The organism is Sporosarcina luteola (genome assembly GCF_007991495.1).
Taxonomy (GTDB): domain Bacteria; phylum Bacillota; class Bacilli; order Bacillales_A; family Planococcaceae; genus Sporosarcina; species Sporosarcina luteola.
Map to the genome: position 1 here is coordinate 56,316 of NZ_BJYL01000006.1, position 17,821 is coordinate 74,136.

General features: G+C 41.1%; 16 protein-coding genes and 1 tRNA gene. 8 read left to right on the forward strand and 9 right to left on the reverse strand.

The genetic code is table 11. From position 1 onward, the window contains the following. Nucleotides 1-191: 191 nt before the first annotated feature. Nucleotides 192-1,889 carry a M3 family oligoendopeptidase gene (locus tag SLU01_RS02820; RefSeq protein ID WP_147055125.1) on the reverse strand — a complete coding sequence of 566 codons (1,698 nt, stop codon included), beginning with the start codon at nucleotides 1,887-1,889 and terminating at the stop codon, nucleotides 192-194. A 173-nt stretch (nucleotides 1,890-2,062) separates the two neighbouring features. On the opposite strand from SLU01_RS02820, the gene SLU01_RS02825 reads away from it, so the two are divergent. Beyond that, nucleotides 2,063-2,356, forward strand: a complete 294-nt coding sequence (locus tag SLU01_RS02825; protein ID WP_308507714.1) for a DUF6509 family protein — start codon at nucleotides 2,063-2,065, stop codon at nucleotides 2,354-2,356. A gap of 47 nt (nucleotides 2,357-2,403) precedes the next feature. Here SLU01_RS02825 and SLU01_RS02830 read toward each other — a convergent pair whose 3' ends face one another. Further along, nucleotides 2,404-4,092 carry a methyl-accepting chemotaxis protein gene (locus SLU01_RS02830; RefSeq protein WP_170232558.1) on the reverse strand — a complete coding sequence of 563 codons (1,689 nt, stop codon included), beginning with the start codon at nucleotides 4,090-4,092 and terminating at the stop codon, nucleotides 2,404-2,406. Between the two features lie 279 nt (nucleotides 4,093-4,371). Between SLU01_RS02830 and SLU01_RS02835 the strand changes: the two genes are divergently transcribed. Beyond that, nucleotides 4,372-5,355: an NAD(P)/FAD-dependent oxidoreductase gene (locus tag SLU01_RS02835; protein WP_147055131.1), complete on the forward strand. Its 984-nt coding sequence runs from the start codon at nucleotides 4,372-4,374 to the stop codon at nucleotides 5,353-5,355. A gap of 170 nt (nucleotides 5,356-5,525) precedes the next feature. Here SLU01_RS02835 and SLU01_RS02840 read toward each other — a convergent pair whose 3' ends face one another. From SLU01_RS02840 to SLU01_RS18165, 3 genes are all read right to left on the reverse strand, one after another. Then, the gene (locus SLU01_RS02840) at nucleotides 5,526-6,632 is read right to left on the reverse strand and encodes a DUF1648 domain-containing protein (RefSeq protein WP_147055133.1); all 1,107 of its coding nucleotides are present in this window, start codon (nucleotides 6,630-6,632) and stop codon (nucleotides 5,526-5,528) included. A gap of 2 nt (nucleotides 6,633-6,634) precedes the next feature. Continuing rightward, nucleotides 6,635-7,018, reverse strand: coding sequence for a GntR family transcriptional regulator (locus SLU01_RS02845; RefSeq protein WP_147055135.1), 384 nt, complete (start codon nucleotides 7,016-7,018; stop codon nucleotides 6,635-6,637). Nucleotides 7,019-7,111: 93 nt separating this feature from the next. Beyond that, nucleotides 7,112-8,614 (reverse strand): polysaccharide deacetylase family protein, encoded by a 1,503-nt coding sequence (locus SLU01_RS18165; RefSeq protein WP_246110849.1) that lies wholly within the window; start codon nucleotides 8,612-8,614, stop codon nucleotides 7,112-7,114. Nucleotides 8,615-8,997: 383 nt separating this feature from the next. Here SLU01_RS18165 and trhO point away from each other — a divergent pair, with 383 nt between their 5' ends. Both trhO and SLU01_RS02860 read left to right on the forward strand, forming a co-directional pair. Then, nucleotides 8,998-9,975, forward strand: a complete 978-nt coding sequence (gene trhO / locus SLU01_RS02855) for an oxygen-dependent tRNA uridine(34) hydroxylase TrhO (protein WP_147055137.1) — start codon at nucleotides 8,998-9,000, stop codon at nucleotides 9,973-9,975. Between the two features lie 237 nt (nucleotides 9,976-10,212). Continuing rightward, on the forward strand, nucleotides 10,213-11,031 hold the full coding sequence (locus tag SLU01_RS02860; RefSeq protein WP_147055139.1) for a DUF368 domain-containing protein: 819 nt from the start codon (nucleotides 10,213-10,215) through the stop codon (nucleotides 11,029-11,031). On the opposite strand, the gene SLU01_RS18425 is transcribed toward SLU01_RS02860, so the two are convergent. From SLU01_RS18425 to SLU01_RS02875, 4 genes are all read right to left on the reverse strand, one after another. Beyond that, complete coding sequence (locus tag SLU01_RS18425) at nucleotides 11,024-11,380, reverse strand: DUF5658 family protein (protein WP_373866385.1); 357 nt, start codon at nucleotides 11,378-11,380, stop codon at nucleotides 11,024-11,026. The genes SLU01_RS02860 and SLU01_RS18425 overlap by 8 nt on opposite strands. Nucleotides 11,381-11,523: 143 nt before the next feature. After that, nucleotides 11,524-13,014, reverse strand: coding sequence for a catalase (locus SLU01_RS02865; RefSeq protein ID WP_147055141.1), 1,491 nt, complete (start codon nucleotides 13,012-13,014; stop codon nucleotides 11,524-11,526). A 261-nt stretch (nucleotides 13,015-13,275) separates the two neighbouring features. After that, on the reverse strand, nucleotides 13,276-13,761 hold the full coding sequence (locus tag SLU01_RS02870) for a DedA family protein (RefSeq protein ID WP_147055143.1): 486 nt from the start codon (nucleotides 13,759-13,761) through the stop codon (nucleotides 13,276-13,278). 38 nt (nucleotides 13,762-13,799) lie between these two features. Further along, the gene (locus SLU01_RS02875; protein ID WP_170232559.1) at nucleotides 13,800-14,591 is read right to left on the reverse strand and encodes a phosphatidylserine decarboxylase; all 792 of its coding nucleotides are present in this window, start codon (nucleotides 14,589-14,591) and stop codon (nucleotides 13,800-13,802) included. A gap of 55 nt (nucleotides 14,592-14,646) precedes the next feature. Here SLU01_RS02875 and pssA point away from each other — a divergent pair, with 55 nt between their 5' ends. From pssA to recQ, 4 genes are all read left to right on the forward strand, one after another. Continuing rightward, a complete protein-coding gene (pssA, locus tag SLU01_RS02880; RefSeq protein WP_147055147.1) occupies nucleotides 14,647-15,180 on the forward strand; it encodes a CDP-diacylglycerol--serine O-phosphatidyltransferase in 534 nt (177 codons plus the stop codon). A 149-nt stretch (nucleotides 15,181-15,329) separates the two neighbouring features. Further along, nucleotides 15,330-15,417 (forward strand) — tRNA-Ser (locus tag SLU01_RS02885). 112 nt (nucleotides 15,418-15,529) lie between these two features. Further along, a complete protein-coding gene (locus SLU01_RS02890) occupies nucleotides 15,530-15,952 on the forward strand; it encodes a hemerythrin domain-containing protein (protein WP_308507715.1) in 423 nt (140 codons plus the stop codon). 54 nt (nucleotides 15,953-16,006) lie between these two features. Further along, a complete protein-coding gene (gene recQ, locus SLU01_RS02895; RefSeq protein ID WP_246110850.1) occupies nucleotides 16,007-17,785 on the forward strand; it encodes a DNA helicase RecQ in 1,779 nt (592 codons plus the stop codon). Nucleotides 17,786-17,821: the final 36 nt, after the last annotated feature.

A 17,821-nucleotide genomic window follows, 5' to 3' on the forward strand; every position in this document is an offset into this window, starting at 1 on the left:
TGATTGGAGTGGAAGCCGGCGACTCCTAGGGGATCAGCGTGACAGGTGAGACCCCACAGGGGAGCGAAGCGGACCAAGGAGGCTCACCGCACGCCCCTAGGAAAGCGTCCGGCTGGAACGGAAATCAACGGGTTCTTCGCGTATCTGCCTTATGCCTGTCGTACCTGAGCAAGTGCCCTCCGCTTTTGTGTTTATAGTGCTTTATCGTCAACCTGATTGAGCCAGTCTTCAATAGAACCGACTACCGATTCAACACAGCCGTCCTCAAAAGGTGAAATAAGGTTCGCCTCCGCAACGAGTTCAGTAAACTTCTTAGATCCGCCAAGTTTGCATAAGTGCAAATAATCATTCCATGCTTCTTCACGGTTCTCAAATGAACGCTTCCAAAATTGGAAAGCACATATTTGAGCCAATGTATAATCGATATAATAGAATGGCGATTCATAAATATGTGATTGGCGCTGCCATACCGCTCCGGCTTCCAAGTATGGATTGCCGTCATAATCGCGCATTGGCAAGTAAGTTTTCTCGATCTCTTTCCAAGCGGCCTTACGCTCCGCTGAGGTCATTTCCGGATTTTCATAAACAACATGCTGGAACTCGTCAACTGCCACTCCGTACGGTAAAAATAACAACCCGCTGCTCAAGTGGGCAAACTTATATTTCTCTGTTTCATCTTCAAAGAACAATTCCATCCAAGGCCATGTGAAGAACTCCATGCTCATTGAATGGATTTCTGCTCCTTCATGTGTCGGCCAAACATACTCCGGAATTCCGATATTGCGGCTCGAATAGACTTGGAAGGCATGTCCTGCTTCGTGCGTCAATACATCGATATCGCCGGAAGTTCCATTGAAATTCGAGAAGATGAATGGGGAATCATAGTCATCGATGAATGTGCAGTAGCCGCCTGTCTCTTTTCCTTTTTTAGCTTCAAGGTCCAACAGATGCTTATCCGTCATATATGTGAAAAAGGCATCTGTTTCAGGAGAAAGCTCTGCATACATCTTTTTACCGTTTTCAATGATCCATTCAGGTGATCCTTTCGGTGTAGCGTTGCCGCTTAGGAAGTTGAGGGATTGATCGTAAAACTTCAACTTATCCACACCAATTCGCTCAGCTTGGCGCTCATATAATTTATTGGCAAGCGGGACGATATAGTCTCGGACCTGATCGCGGAAATTCTTCACCATACCAGCGTCGTAGCCGATGCGGTTCATCCGCGCATATCCTAATTCTACGAAATTATCAAAGCCGAGTTTTGTTGCAATTTCATGTCTTACTTTCACAAGGTCGTCATAGATCCTGTCAAACGCCTCTCCATTATCCGAGTAGAAGGAATAGGCGGCTGTCATAGCGGCTTTCCTTACATCTCTGTCAGTGGACTCCGTATAGGGTCCGAGCTGTGCCAGTGTTAATGTTTTGCCGTCGAACTCGATTTGTGCTGATGCGACAAGTTTGGCGTATTCAGAAGTCAGCTTATTCTCTTGTTGAAGAAGTGGAAGAACTTCCGGTGAAAATGACTTGATGGCATTATCAGCCAATGCAAATAGTTGTGATCCCCATTTTTCCTCAAGTTCCTTCCGGAAAGGCGTAACGATCAAATCCTTATAGAAGGCGGTCCCAAGCTCTTGAAATTCTGGTCCGATTTCATCGAAATACTCCCGTTCATTTTGATAAAACGCATCGTTTGTATCGATGGATGAACGGATATACGCCAAGTTCGCCTGTGTGGAGTAATTGCTTCCGATTGCATTCATCTTTTCAATAATTTCATTTTGCTCTTCAAAGGAGCTTGCGGAGCGGAAGTGCTCCAGTAACTCATTGAACTCCTTTTTAATACTGCTCATGTCTGGTCTTTTGTACTCGAACTCTTCAAATTTAAGCATCCTCATACCCCCACTAATTAATGTGAATAAAATTCACTATCTTCATTGTTCATGAATCAATCAGAAAATGCAAAAGTTAAGTAGATGATTGATTAAGTTTTTTTGAAAAGACATTTATTGAATGATGTACACTAGTTTGTTGTAATATGATAAGGACTAACTTATATGTAAGGGTGAGCAAATTGGAAATTATTGAATATAGTATGGGAGAACTGATTGATCCGACGGGCATACTGTCAGGAAGACGCTTTGAATTCCGTGTATATGTAAAGTTCGATGAGGAAGATGAACTTTATACTGAGCAGGGGACTGGAATCAGAGTCATCTACGCAATAGATGGGGACGAAGCGAAAATTGTATCGTATAATTTGTTCGACCGGGCGACCGATGAAATACTTGATTTTAGTCTTGAAGACGACGAGGAAGCCATATTATCCGCTTTTTGTGAAGAACATGTAGAAGAATGAAAAGCGGAGCCGATATGTTGGCTCCGCTTTTTATAGGATATAGACAATCAGAATTTAAAACGGTTCACTTCTTTTTGCAAGTTTTCGGCCAATCCGGCGAGTGTTTGGGAGCTGGTTGAAATTTCTTCGTTAACCGCCAGTTGTTCTTCGGTAGCTGCACTTGTTTCTTGTGCTGTGAAAGAGGCGGATTCGGCAAGTTTCCGGACTTGTTGTGATGAATTTGCAATTGTATCAGTCATGGATCGGATTTGCTCGATTGCCTCCGACACAGTTGTGACATTGTCGTTCACTGCATTGACAGAGTGCTCTATCTCAATGAAAGTTTGTAATGAATGAGCTGTGGCGGATAAACCGTCCTTAACACTGTTGCTACCTGAATTGATGGCATCTACGGCTTTTTTAGTTGCATCTTGTATAGAATGGATCATGACGCCGATATCAGCGGCGGATGATTTGGACTGTTCTGCCAGATTTCTTACTTCATCAGCAACCACCGCAAAACCTTTCCCATGCTCTCCGGCGCGCGCTGCCTCGATTGCTGCATTCAGTGCGAGTAAATTCGTTTGTTCCGAAATAGCGGTGATCAGCGAAGTGACTTGCTGAATTTCCGCAGACTGCTTTGCCATTGATTGAATAATTACAGCTGCCTCTTGAATAATCGTATCCGTATGTGACATTTGCCCCGACAAGCTTTCGACAGTAGAAGAGCCTGCATCTACATGGGCGATAACTGTTTCCATAGCCTTCAGCATAGTTGTGTTGCTGTCTGCAATTTGATTTACATCACCCGTCAATTGGATAACAGAATTGACCGTATCATTAACGAGTTCGGATTGCTCCTCGCTATCCTTCATATTCTTTTCGGAAGCAGAAGCGACCATTTCAGATGAAGCCAAACTCTCCTCTGAACTGGCTGATAATTGTTCCGCCTGAGCCGCTAGTTGATGGGATGAAAAGCGGATTTGTTCTAAGAGATTTTTTAAATCATCAGTCATTTTGTTGAAAGCTGCTGCCATAATCCCGACTTCATCTTTACTCCGTATTGTAATATGCTCTATGGACAAATCTCCAGCAGCTATTTGCTTCATTGCCGCGGTCATTCTTTTCACAGGGTTACCAATGCTTTGACTGATCCTATAGGCAACAAGGAGTGAAATCAAAACGGCTGCACCAATGAAAATGAATGTCAGAAGATGAATGAAATTTATCATTGTCGATAGTTCATCTCTGGAATTTTGCATCCCAATCTTTTGGTTTTCTTTTAATTGCTCTGCCTTTTCCATCAATTGTAAATTCACGCTGTTTGCTTCCCTTAATAGGTTGCGATTTTGCGTGTCATTTGCCCTCATAAGACTGTAGCTCAGCTTATCTACCATTTCGCTGAACTCCATATGTAAATCTCTGATTTCCTCAACAACTTCACTGTTTTGCCCACTTTTAAAAGCATCATCCAACTGATTTATCAAATCGGTTGCATTTGCAGTAGATTCATCCCTTTGATGAACGAATTCGGAAGTTTTAAAAAGAACGTAACTGCTAATGGCAATATATCTCTCTTTTTGCGCACTGATCAGTTCATCCGATAAATTCACTTTACGAGCTCGATCTTCAATCAATAAGGAGTATTCATCGTTTATTTTCTTTGTGGCAAAGAAAGATGCTCCCCCCATAACGAGCATAATGGCAAGTAAAACAGAGAATCCTGCCCAAATCTTTTTTGAAATTGAAAAACTCATGTCCTTAGTCCCCCTAAAATACATTCTCTCAGACCTTATAACCTATTATACTAGTTTGAGAAAATAATACTATATAAAGATTATAAAAATTAAGCGCTTTCAAATATTTAATTTGAAAAACGCAATATTTTTCATAATGTAAATATTTAAAGCGTCGAATCATATTATGTGTTTTTTATTGAAAAATAGTAGATAATGTGTAGAGTAGATAGGTAAGGAATACTGATGAAGTTTTTCCTATTCATCCTAAAGTCAAAGAAAATTGGAGTGTGTTTATAGATGAACAATGAAATCGTCGATATTACGATTATTGGTGGGGGACCAACAGGGTTATTTGCTTCTTTCTATGCGGGGATGCGTGAAATGTCGGTCAAAATCATTGATAGCCTTCCGCAGCTTGGTGGTCAGCTGATTGAGTTATACCCGGATAAATATATTTACGATGTTGGGGGCTTTCCCAAAATATTGGCGAAAGATTTAGTTGCAAATCTTGTTACACAGGCACACTATGCCAAGCCGGAAATCTTACTTGGAGAAACTGCAATTTCAGCTACTCGCGATGGGGACCATTTTATCTTGAAAACGGATAAAGGTACACATTTGACGCGCACAATCCTTTTGACTGCTGGAATTGGTGCATTCCAACCTCGTAAAATCGGATTGGCTGAAGAGGTCGATTTCGAGGAAAAGACATTACATTACGGAATTAAAGATCTATCTCTTTTCAAAGATAAAGAAGTGCTTGTATGTGGCGGCGGCGATTCTGCTGTTGACTGGGCTTTGATGCTGGAAGATATTGCATCTACTGTGTCGCTTGTCCATAGACGCGAACGGTTTACGGCTCATGAAACGAGTGTGAACCAATTGATGTCTTCGAAAGTGAACGTACTAACTTCACGTGCCGTGAAGTCGATTGTAGGAGAAGATGGCGTTGTAAGAGAAGTTGTTATTGCACAAAAGGACAGTCAGGAAGAGACATTGTCTGTCGATCATGTCATTGTCAACTATGGCAATATTTCTTCTCTAGGAGCTATTAAAGAATGGGGACTTGAAATGGATCGCAACTCAATCATTGTCAATTCCCGGATGGAAACGAATATAGAAGGAATCTATGCAGCAGGCGATGTTACAAGTTATGACGGCAAAGTGAAGCTCATCGCTGTCGGTTTAGGGGAAGCGCCAACTGCGATCAATCATGCAAAAGCCTTCATCGATCCGAAAGCAAGGCTTCAACCGTTGCACAGTACAAGCGTCTTCAATTAAAAAAAAGCTCCGGGTGCCAAAGTCGACAGGCACCCGGAGCTTTTTCATAATCCAGCTCCGGGCGCCAGAGTCTCGGGTCATAAGTCAAAGCAACTGTGTGGCAAAGAGCGCCACTCCGTATCTTCGCATTATGCCTGTCGATTCTAGTCAGGCGCCCTGCGCTTTTTCTATTATAATGAAAACGAAATAGCTATTATGATCAGCACCGGTACAAAAATGATCAGGTAACCAATTGGATTTCCAAAATTCATTGTCCAACCGATTCCGAACCTTTTTTCTACAAAGATAGATGGATCATTTTTATTCACATAGAAGACGCCGGCTTTCCAATATACGTCATCGTCAGAGTCAGTGACGCCAGTGATTGCTTCTTCCTCAATCTCCGGCTGAATACGGGAACCTCCTTGGCCAACTTTAAATGCGTAAATTGCGGTTGCCAGCAGTAGAATGACCAGAAACCCTAAAGGCGCTGCCAGCATGAGAAATGGACCACCTATATCCCCGTGAATCGTTGTCAGTTGAAGGAATCCAATTAAAATAGTCATTAACAACGATGTCAAAAACATAAACCAGCTTGTATATTTCCTGAAAGACATTTGTTGGATGCGTGACGAATTCCTTCTAGCGGCATTCAGTTTAACACCGGATTTCTTCGTAAAGACATTAAATGCCACCATCATCCCTTGTGTAACGAGTAAAATGAGTAATAGAGCGATGACGGAAAAAGGGCTTTTCTCGGTGAATGCATCCGGTTGTCCGCTTGGCCCCCAATGGGTTGGAATCTGATCCGGCATTGCAGGATAGTGGATCGCCGTATATGCTATCAGACCTATTGTTACAACAACCGGCAAAGCGAAGATGATCGACGGTAGCATTTCGTCATTAGATTGTCTCGTTAAATCGGCCACCCGAACCATCTTAAGGTTCTCTCCCCATTTCATCTCACGCTTTCTTTTTGTCGTTTGGATATGAAAATATAAGTAGAGAACCATACTTGAAATAAGAAGCACGAGCTGAATGATCAACCCCATGACTCCAATTTGCTCCTCGCCTAAATGCTCATTAAGTCCCCTCAATGTAAAGATCAGTAAGCCGACCAAGCCTAATATAACAATAATAGATGAATAGATCTTTTTATAGTTGGCCAGGTTCTTATCGCCACTATGTCCTTCCGGTATAGTTACCCCAAAAGCAATCGTTTTCTTTAAAAGGAAGGGGATAGAGGCTTGGATAATTGTAATGAATAGAATGATTGCAAAGAAAATAGCAACGAGCATTTTCATCCCTCCGAAATCTCTGTAATAATTGAATTTACGATTGACGAAATTTGGTCTTTATCCATCCCATAAACGATAGATTCCGCTATAAGAGGCTTCACCATTTGTTTAATATACTCAATTTGCAATTCGTTCGGTCCGGTGCTTGGTATAATATTAACGACGGCTCCAGACTTCGGAATGATTTGAATTATATTTTTCCGTTCAAGTTCGTGATAAGCCTTATTCACTGTATGCATGTTGACACCAAGATCTGATGCCAAGGAACGGACAGATGGCAAACTGTCGGAAGGTTTCATAGTACCGGTAGCAATCAATTCCATTAATTGATTGACCAATTGAGTATAAATCGGAATTTCGGAAGTTGGTTCGATTTGAATGAACAAAGTCAGCCCTCCAATCTGTTCTAATGACATTATAACAAAATAAAATTATAAAGGATAGAAAAACCCTTGAATAATTCATTCAAGGGTGAGTTCTCATAATTCAGCTACGGTAACGAATTGATAGCCTTCGTTTTCTAAATAGGTAAGAACTGCATCAAGGCCATCTGCGGTCGATTGATGGATATCGTGCATAAGAACGATGCTTCCATCCTTTGTATGCTCTTTCACATTTTGAAGCAACTTCTGAGGGTTGCGATGCTTCCAATCAAGTGTGTCGACGTCCCATAATACGATCTGTAAATTCGACTGTGCACGTACCTTATCATTTACTGCGCCATATGGCGGTCTGAACGCCTCGATTTTTTCGCCGGTAACCTTTTCGATAATCGCTGATGTATTATTGATTTCTTTAATGATCCGTTCGGTGTCTAATTTTGTTAAATCAGCGTGATTCCATGTATGGTTCCCTAATTCGTGACCTGCTTCTTGTATTTCTTTGACAATCTCAGGATAATACTCAACCCGGCTTCCTAACATGAAAAATGTTGCTTTCGCATTATGTTTTTCAAGTGTCTCCAAGATTTGTCTTGTCACCTTTGGATCTGGACCATCATCGAATGTTAACGCCACTTTTTTACTGGATGGTACAGTTTCATTGGAGTCCGAGGAACTCTCATTTTGGATTGGATCTTCTGATTCAGCGTCGACATCATCGGTCGTATCGTTCTTTTCTGCACCCGTGGAGTCCGTTTCTTCTGTGGAATTCTCAATCTTAGTATCATCAGTCTTATCATCAACTTGTTTAAATACGTCTACTAAAAGATGTTCTATTTTAGCAGTAGGAATAGAAATGATAGGAGGGCCGATTTCGCTATCCGCAATCGTATGTTCATCAAAGTAAAAGATCATCGACTCATCAGTGATCGCATAGTTTCTAAAGTTTTTCCAAAGCGGTTTTGTATATAATTCGACGTCTTTAGATAGAAGATGATCTTGCAAAGTACTATCATCTTCGATCGCTTTTTGAACGATAGCAGATAGTTCATTCAATCGATGGCTGTTACCATCGAGTAAATCGAAAATTGTATAGCTTTCTCCTGTTTCTGGATTTAGATGGAAGGAACGTATTTCTGTTTGTCCTTTTGGCGAATCACTGAAATTACTATTGTTAACGAGAACAAAAGAATAATTTCCTGATGAATGAGTAAGTGTTTCATAGGAGATATTCAATTCACCTTTTGTTTTCTCATCAAATGTTTTTTTACTATTCATGATTTCTGAATACCCTTTTTGGGCATTCGTTATGTAATCAGTGATTTTTTCATTAAAAGTGCTATGTGTACTTTGGGGATATTGAATGGCAAATGGTGCAATATCGTCATTCGATGTTTTTGTTATGATTTTAATCCCTGGATAATTCGAGTCTATCTCTTCGGTCTCCAATGGAGGAGCGGATGGTCTTTCATCAGGAGATGAGGCAGTATGTTTGTCGGGTGATAAAATCAAAAGAATCGCGGCACCAGTCAATAGAATGATTGTTAAAGAAAATGTGATGTCGATCCAGATGGACCGTGTTTTGTGGCGTTTATTTTTCATATTACGGAGCTCCCTCTATATTTTGTTCTAAACATGTATTTCCGGTGAAAGCCTATCTATTTTGTTAGACGGGGATAGTATGGAGATAGTTTCAGATTCTCAAAAAAAATGTCGAAACTTATATATCCATAGTATACACCATCATTGTTAAGAAACAATTAGATGGGTAAAAAAGGATTATGATTATATGAAATATTTTTTGAGAATTGGATGGAAGATAATTCGATTAATCTCTTTTGCGTTGTGAAGTTTTGTGATATAATGTCTGATGCCCGGATCTTGCAAATACGGGTGAGCTGTTAAGTGTTTACAATCGAATATTGTAAAACCGATCAAGCTGTTAATTCTACTGCAAAGAAAACAAACAGAAGGTGGTCGAAGAAATGGAAAAAGGAGCATATCGGGTATTGTTGTACTATAAATACGTACACATTGAAGACCCAGACACATTTGCTGCCGAACATTTGGCATTTTGTAAGGAACTTGGATTAAAAGGACGTATTCTTGTGGGGGCGGAAGGCATCAATGGTACATGTTCAGGTACAGTTGAACAGACTGATGCTTACATGGATATGATGCATAACGATGAACGCTTCAAAGACCTTTGGTTCAAAATCGATGAGGCGGATGGACATGCGTTTAAGAAAATGCATGTACGTCATAGAAAAGAAATCGTAAACTTAAGCCTTGAAGAGGACATCAATCCATTGGAATTGACTGGTCAATATTTGAAGCCTGAAGAATTCCTAAAAGCGATGCAAGATGAAAACACAGTCGTATTTGATACGAGAAACGATTATGAATATGATCTTGGACATTTCAGAGGAGCAATTCGTCCGGATATTGAGAACTTCCGTGATCTTCCTGAATGGGTCCGTGATAATAAAGAACTGTTTGAAGGCAAAAAAGTTCTGGCATACTGCACAGGTGGAATCCGTTGTGAGAAATTCACAGGTTGGATGAAACGTGAAGGATTTGATGACGTTGCTCATTTACAAGGTGGAATTGTCACTTATGGTAAAGATCCGGTTGCCAAAGGTCAGCTATGGGATGGTCAATGTTACGTATTCGACGAAAGGATTGCTGTTCCTGTGAATCAGGTTGAGCATGTTGTCGTCGGTAAAGATCATTTCGACGGAACGCCTTGCGAGCGCTATGTAAACTGTGCGAATCCTGAATGTAATAAAAAAATCCTAAGCTCTGAAGAAAACGAACGTTTGTATATGAGAAGCTGTTCGGACGAGTGCCGTACACATCCGCGCAACCGTTATTTTGTTGAAATGAATATGACGGTGGAAGAATTCGATGCGCGTATGGAAGAGATTGAACGTCGTCGAAACGAAGAAAAAGTAGCAAACTAATAAAAACGTCAGCGTATTATAAACGCTGACGTTTTTATTTTTTGTATTGGTGTCGATAAGAGAAGTAATAGGCAAGTAAGCCGGAAATTTGAAAAGAGCCGATGGATAGTGATACGAAGAGTGTCTGTATACATATGAAGGAAAAATAAAAATTGCCGCACTATATTTAAAATGGATGCCGGCAATCGGTAAATGGTATACTACTATCATTGAAACGATATTGGAGGAACTGGATGTATGGAATGGAAAAACATTTATCGTGGATTCCTAATGGGAATCAGCGACTTGATTCCTGGAGTGAGCGGGGGAACGATTGCGTTCATTCTTGGTATATACGATCGGTTATTAACGGCAATCAGTGGGTTTTTCAGCCGCGACTGGAAAAAGCATATTGGATTTTTACTGCCGCTAGGTATCGGAATCGGCTTAACATTATTGCTTTTCAGTAAAGTGATCGACTTTCTATTGAAAAATTATCCGCAGCCGACACAATTTTTCTTTCTAGGTTTGATCATTGGTGTAATCCCGTTTATTTCAAAACAGGCGGGTGTAAAAAAGAACTTTAAATTGGGACATTTTATTTTATTGCTCATTGTTGGAGCAGCATTAGCTTCGACCGCTTTCATAAAACCTGCTGATTCATCAGTCATTACATCATTAACTATGCAAAATACGTTGGGACTGTTTTTTGCTGGCTGGTTAGGCAGTATGGCGATGCTGCTGCCCGGAGTAAGCGGATCATTCATCCTGCTTCTGCTTGGTGTCTATTCCACAGCCATCAATGCACTGTCGACATTGAATATACCAATCATCATTGTAATTGGTGCGGGGGTAATTGTCGGTTTCATCGTCAGCAGTAGGGTAATCCATTTTCTATTGGAACGTTTCACCCATGCCACTTTCGCTGCTATTATAGGTTTGATCATTGGTTCAGTGTTCGTCATCTATCCGGGGATTCCAGAAAGCGGTACTCCGTTTGTGATGAGCGTCATCGCACTCATCACAGGTTTGATTGTCGCAAATATATTTAATGCTGCAAGCCCGTCATCTAAATAAAAGCAGTAATGATGACGATCCAGTAAATATGAAGACTTATGACGAAGACATATACAGCCACTGCGGCCACGATAAAGTATCTCAGATATTTGGACGGCTTACAAAAATGCATGAGAGTGAACAGAAGTGCTGGTAGACTTATCTTTACAAAATAGAAGATTACGATGTTTGCTTCGTATATATAGCGCATGATCGGGTTCGATTCTGAAATATGCCCATAACGGATTCCAAAATCAGTAAAAACCGCATCGATCAAGCATAAACAAAATAGAAGAAAACATGTGTTCAATAATCGGTCTTTAGAGGTTGGAAGAGTTTTAGTCGTCTCCATCTCACCACTCCTAGTCATATAAGCTTTGTAACTGTTAGGATATGGAGGAAGGGAAGAATTTATTCTAGCTTGGATAAATTTTCGAATTGAACATATTGAATAGAAAAACGCCAACGACAGGGTCCCTAGGGGAAGCCTGTGTTGGCGTTTTTAAGTTCATATTATTTTACCGTTTCTTGTACTAAAACATCACTCATCGGAATGCCGAGTGCTTCCGCAACGCCTTCTCCGTAAGCTGGATCGGCAAGGTAGCAGTGGTGGATATGTCTGCATTTGATTTCCTTCGGTGCGTCGCCAAGGTTGCGAGCAGTATTTCCGAACAGTCTTTCTTTCTGATCATCGTCCAACAGGTTGAACAATTTACCAGGTTGTGTGAAGTAATCATCGTCATCTTCACGGAAATCCCAATTAGTTGCATCTCCGTATATTTTTAGTGGCGGCTCTCTAAAGTCCGGTTGCTCTTTCCATTCCCCGAAGCTGTTCGGTTCATAAGAAGTTCTGCTTCCATGGTTACCATCTACGCGCATCGCTCCATCGCGGTGGAAGCTATGGAATGGGCATTTTGGTGCGTTGACAGGGATTTGGTGATGATTGACACCAAGACGATAACGCTGCGCATCACCATACGAGAACAATCTTGCCTGTAGCATTTTATCCGGGGAGAAACCGATACCTGGCACGATGGCTGCAGGAGTGAAAGCAGCCTGTTCAACTTCTGCAAAGTAGTTCTCCGGATTGCGATTCAACTCAAACTCTCCAACTTCAATGAGAGGGAAGTCACCTTTATACCAAACTTTCGTTAAATCAAATGGATTGTAAGGCATATTTAGAGCTTGTTCTTCTGTCATTACTTGGATATACATCTTCCATTTTGGGAAGTTGCCATCATCAATGTTGTCCAATAGATCGCGTTGGTGTGTTTCACGATCAGTACCGATCAATTCCGTTGCTTGTTCGTCTGTAAGGTTATCGATGCCTTGCTGGGAGCGGAAATGGAACTTGACCCAAACGCGCTCGTTATCAGCATTGATCATGCTGTACGTATGGCTTCCGAAACCATGCATATGTCGATATGATTTTGGGATTCCACGGTCGCTCATAATAATTGTCACTTGGTGCAATGCTTCAGGAAGGGAAGTCCAAAAATCCCAGTTGTTTGTTGCGCTTCTCATATTCGTACGTGGATCACGTTTAACTGCGTGATTCAAGTCAGGAAATTGAAGAGGATCTCTAAAGAAGAAGACGGGCGTATTGTTTCCAACTAAATCCCAGTTTCCTTCCTCTGTATAAAATTTAAGGGCGAAGCCACGGATATCTCGTTCTGCATCAGCTGCACCACGTTCACCGGCAACTGTTGAAAAGCGAGCAAACATTTCTGTTTGTTTTCCAACTTCGGAGAATAATTTTGCCCTTGTGTATTTTGTAATATCATTCGTTACAGTAAATGTTCCGTAAGCGCCAGATCCTTTTGCGTGCATACGGCGTTCTGGAATAACTTCGCGATCGAAATGAGCCAATTTCTCAATTAGCCATACATCCTGTAAGAGAACGGGACCTCTTGGGCCTGCTGTTATTGAGTTCTGGTTGTCGACTACGGGAGCACCTGCTGCTGTAGTCAACCGTCTTTGAGAATGATTATCATTGTTTGTCATTGATAATGCCTCCTTGATTAATAGTCTTTATATCTTCCATAATTACTATAGCATATGTATTTTAGGAATTCTACTGTTAATTATAATCATTATCGATAAATAATTGATATCGTATTATTAAGGTTATTTTTAGCAGAATAAATCAAATAGGTAGAAATTATTGAAGATATGAAAAAGCTGTTCTGTGATTGGCAGTAAAAAAACGGATTGCCTCATTGCGCAATAATCGCACATGGACAATCCGTTTTATCAAACTATGAATTAAAAGGGCAGTATAAGTAGATAACCGAGGGAAAGGAAAACCAAGGAGGATACTGTAGTGCCGATAACGGCAAAAAACAGATACCTTTTTACTTCGATTTCAGCACTCCCGGATAAATAACAAATTAAATGCCTCATGCCAGGAATGAAATAACCAAGTGTAATTGCCCAAGAACCGTACTTATCAAACCAACGATCGACAAGTTGCATTCTCTTTGGGGGTAGACTAATCCATTTTCCATATTTCATTAATAAAGGTTTTCCAATCTTTCGCCCAAGTATATAGGTGAAAACCGTTCCGGACATGACACCTAAAATGGTCGTGATGAATGCAATGAAGAAATTGAAAGTGCCAATTGCTGATAAATGCCCAATGAATGCTACTACAAATTCATCGGGTAATGGCAAACCGAAAATACCAAGTGCTAAAAAGAAGTAAACCGCAAAATATCCGTAGTGTAAAACAAATTCGTTGAACTGCAACATTTCAATTCCTCGCTCTTTTGAAGAAGATTTCCCTAGTCTTAGCTGCGGGGAGCAAGCTTCCATTCTCCAACTGACTGCCCCAATTTCACCTCAGTGTTCGTCGGGATGGTTGGTTTGAAAGAAAGATTTTTCTCTAGTAATAATATGACGGTCGAACCGAAGGAAAAGTATCCGAATTGCTCACCTTTCCTGCATTCCGTAGAAGAATCGAGAATGTGGATGCTATTGACATTGAGCGCACCTACTTTAATCATCGCCATTCTACCATTCATAGTGGAAATTTCGGAAATAAGCCGGTAGTTCGTCGCAAAAGGTTGATTACCTAAACGTAATCCTAGATTGTTCACCGGAAACGAAGTTGTTCCAAGTGCGTAGCGGGCTAACGACGTTCCATCATATGGATAATGAAAATGATGATAATGGCTCGGTGAAAGGTAAAACACATAAAAGAAACCGCCTTCGTACTGATTTGCTCTCTTTTCATCTCCCAAAATTTGTTTTATACTATATAGATGATCTTTAATATAGAAAGTCTGTCCCGCTTCGATTGTGCCCGACGCACTGACATATCCGTCAACAGGGGATATAAGTGTGTTTGGTTGCGAATCTATCGTCCGTGAACCTTTTTTTAAGTTCCGCGTAAAATAGGCTTGAAGGCTTCTATAATGATCTATCGGAAATTCAGCTTCTTCCTCATTAATGCGATAAGTGCTGGCAAAAGGCTTGATCAGTTTCCGGCTAAGGCGGGAGCTTGTGATGGACTTTAGCAATGATGAAGATACAGGATGTCCGGTCAGTTCTACAAAGTACTTAAATACAGCTTTTTTCATTAAATCAGTCTCCAATGCTTTATAATAAATACCCATACTAGATGGAGGGAATACGATGTTCTTATCAAGATACTTTGATTATACTAAAATTAAAGGCCAATTGGCGAATGCAATTACATTAACTAACCTTAGCTTTGGGATCATAGCAATTATCCTTATTTCACGTGAACTCAGTCATATGAGTTTAGTCTTCATTTTTCTAGCTGCACTTTTCGACCGTTTTGACGGCATGGCGGCACGACATTTCCACTCCGAATCCATGTTTGGCAAGGAATTGGATTCATTAAGTGATTTAGTATCATTTGGCGTTGCACCTGCGCTTTTGATTTACATGACGGATTTGTCGGAAATGCTATGGGTCGGAATTGCTGCAACTGTATTCTACATCCTTGCGGGGGCCGTTCGTCTCGCGCGTTATAATGTCAAGGAATTTGACGGAGCTTTTTACGGTGTACCTATTACAGTAGCAGGCGTACTCTTAACATTATGCTACTTCCTGAGCCCATACATCGGACCACAGTTTTTTGTCATCATCATGATCATCCTCGGCTTAGCAATGGTAAGCAACATCCGAATTGCTAAAGTTTGATTTATTAATGGAAATTGCAGTAGCTTGCATTAGGATTGGAGCGGAAAGCGTCCGCCTGAAGTGGAAATCCGGTTTGTGATTTATTAATTTTATATTATAACATCTTTACATGGTTAATTTGTTTTTGTATAATAAATCTTGTCTTAAATGGAGACGTACCCAAGAGGCTGAAGGGGGCTGACTCGAAATCAGCTAGGGCGTTCACGCGTCGCGGGGGTTCAAATCCTCTCGTCTCCGTATACTTTAAAGCTCTCAACTGCAATTTATTGCATTGAGAGCTTTTTTAGTACTTTCCTTTGGTGACTTGGACAAATGTCTGTTATTCTATAAGAAAGCATTTGTTGAAAGGATGAGTACATTGTCAGGTCCTGCATTGAAACAGTTGCAAGCACATCGGGCCATCCATGAAGGCGGATTATCCGGTGCAGTCAGCAAAACAGAATTACTAATCGAAACATTACAAAAAGGTGATATGAAATTGGCGGATCGAGCGGCTGATGAATTGATCGAATACTGGAAGTCCAGAGTAATCAGCCACGCCGACGCAGAAGAACAAGGACTCTATAAAGACATCAGGACCGAAAACCCTGAACTGGAAGAAGCCATTGTCCAATTAACTCGAGATCATGATTTACTAAGAATCATTGTGAAAGACATCGAAGAGCTCCGTGAAACGGAAAAGATCAGTCCGACAGTTTTACAGAAGTTCTATGCATTATTAGTTGTCAATGAAATACATAGCCGCGACGAGGAACGACTGCTGCTAGAGTAGAAAAAGAGAAAAGCGCCGCAGTTTGGTGCTTTTTTCTATGATTAAATAGATGAGGTGATTCCGATAGAAAAAACAGTTTCCGTCTTATCCACCTATTTTGGATTTTCTTCTTTTCGCATTGGCCAGGAACAGGCAATCAACAATGTGTTGGAAGGGAAAGATACACTTTGCGTTATGCCGACAGGTGGCGGGAAGTCGATTTGTTATCAAGTACCAGCTCTGGTCATGGAGGGGACTGTCCTAGTTATTTCCCCGTTAATATCTCTGATGAAGGACCAGGTGGACGCGCTCCATCAAATCGGCATACCGGCAGCATATATTAATAGCACATTATCAACGGAAGAATACTTCGGTACGATGGAAAATGCAATTGAAGGCAGATATCAGTTGCTATATGTTGCCCCCGAACGTTTTGAATCCCAATCCTTCATTCAACAATTAAACCGAATGGACATCCCGATGATTGCAATTGATGAAGCCCATTGTATTTCTCAGTGGGGACATGATTTCAGACCGAGCTACCGGATGTTGAATCGAGTAATTGATTCATTCGGAAGAAGGCCTGTCGTATTGGCGTTGACTGCAACAGCGACACCTGCTGTTCGTGACGATATTTGCAATCAATTGCGCATTGAAAGTGAACATACCGTCATGACGGGATTCGAGCGAAGTAATCTTACCTTTTCCGTTATTAAAGGACAAGACAGGGAAAAGTTTGTGAAAGATTATGTGAAGAAAAATGAAGGCGAGGCTGGGATTATTTATGCGGCTACCCGTAAAGCCGTAGACCAGGTTCATGCGATGCTGGAACGTACAGGGGTGAAAGCGGCGAAATATCATGCCGGCCTTTCAGACGTCTTACGGCAATCGGAACAGGACCGATTCTTAATGGATGAAGCAACTGTCATGGTAGCGACAAATGCATTTGGAATGGGAATCGATAAAAGTAATATTCGATACGTTATCCATTATCAAATGCCGAAGAATATGGAAAGTTATTATCAGGAAGCGGGGCGTGCCGGAAGGGATGGACTTGATAGTGAATGTACACTTTTATTTTCATCTCAAGATGTAATCACGCAGCGTTTTCTGATCGATCAGTCACAGGACAGTCAAAGAATTCCGGCTGAACTTGAAAAACTACAATCGATGATCGATTATTGCCATACAGAATCCTGTCTGCAAAAATTCATTATCTCTTATTTTGGTGAAAATGATGTTCAGGATTGCAGTCGTTGTGCAAATTGCACGGATACGAGAGAACGTTTTGAAGTGACCGTTGACGTTCAAAAAGTATTATCATGTGTCATCCGGATGGGGCAACGTTTCGGCAAGACAATGATAGCACAAGTTCTGACGGGCTCCCGCAATAAGAAAGTGATGGAATTCGGTTTTGATAAATTGACGACCTATGGATTGATGAAAGAGCGAAATGCCAAAGATGTGTCCGATTTTATCGAATTCATCATTTCTGAAAATTATTTAGGAGTCGAAAATGGTCAATTTCCAATTATATACGTAACCGAACAAGGGAAAGACGTACTGACTGGTGTTGTGAAAGTGTATCGAAAAGGGACTGTTGAAACAAAACAGATTGCGAAGGACGATCCGTTGTTCAATCAACTGCGCGCCCTTCGTATGAAACTTGCTCAAGATGCAGGTGTCCCTCCATTTGTCGTCTTTTCAGACAAGACTTTACGAGATATGGCTGCGAAAATGCCTGTTACGGAAGAAGCGTTTTTGGAAGTGAACGGTGTAGGGGCTGCGAAGTTGGAAAGATACGGCGAAGTTTTCATGGATGAAATCAAGTCATATTCCGCACAGTTGGCTTAATCTATAAAGCAGGTGGAGGAATTGTTTTAAATTCCT

Coding starts and splice junctions, on each gene's coding strand:
- SLU01_RS02870 (WP_147055143.1), bottom strand. CDS start 13,761: ATGTTGCAGTTCAACGAATTTGTTTTACACTACGGATATTTTGCGGTT.
- SLU01_RS02890 (WP_308507715.1), top strand. CDS start 15,530: ATGAGTACATTGTCAGGTCCTGCATTGAAACAGTTGCAAGCACATCGG.
- SLU01_RS02840 (WP_147055133.1), bottom strand. CDS start 6,632: ATGCTCGTTGCTATTTTCTTTGCAATCATTCTATTCATTACAATTATC.
- SLU01_RS02820 (WP_147055125.1), bottom strand. CDS start 1,889: ATGCTTAAATTTGAAGAGTTCGAGTACAAAAGACCAGACATGAGCAGT.
- pssA (WP_147055147.1), top strand. CDS start 14,647: ATGTTCTTATCAAGATACTTTGATTATACTAAAATTAAAGGCCAATTG.
- SLU01_RS18425 (WP_373866385.1), bottom strand. CDS start 11,380: ATGACTAGGAGTGGTGAGATGGAGACGACTAAAACTCTTCCAACCTCT.
- SLU01_RS02835 (WP_147055131.1), top strand. CDS start 4,372: ATGAACAATGAAATCGTCGATATTACGATTATTGGTGGGGGACCAACA.
- SLU01_RS18165 (WP_246110849.1), bottom strand. CDS start 8,614: ATGAAAAATAAACGCCACAAAACACGGTCCATCTGGATCGACATCACA.
- SLU01_RS02865 (WP_147055141.1), bottom strand. CDS start 13,014: ATGACAAACAATGATAATCATTCTCAAAGACGGTTGACTACAGCAGCA.
- trhO (WP_147055137.1), top strand. CDS start 8,998: ATGGAAAAAGGAGCATATCGGGTATTGTTGTACTATAAATACGTACAC.
- SLU01_RS02860 (WP_147055139.1), top strand. CDS start 10,213: ATGGAATGGAAAAACATTTATCGTGGATTCCTAATGGGAATCAGCGAC.
- SLU01_RS02830 (WP_170232558.1), bottom strand. CDS start 4,092: ATGAGTTTTTCAATTTCAAAAAAGATTTGGGCAGGATTCTCTGTTTTA.
- SLU01_RS02875 (WP_170232559.1), bottom strand. CDS start 14,591: ATGAAAAAAGCTGTATTTAAGTACTTTGTAGAACTGACCGGACATCCT.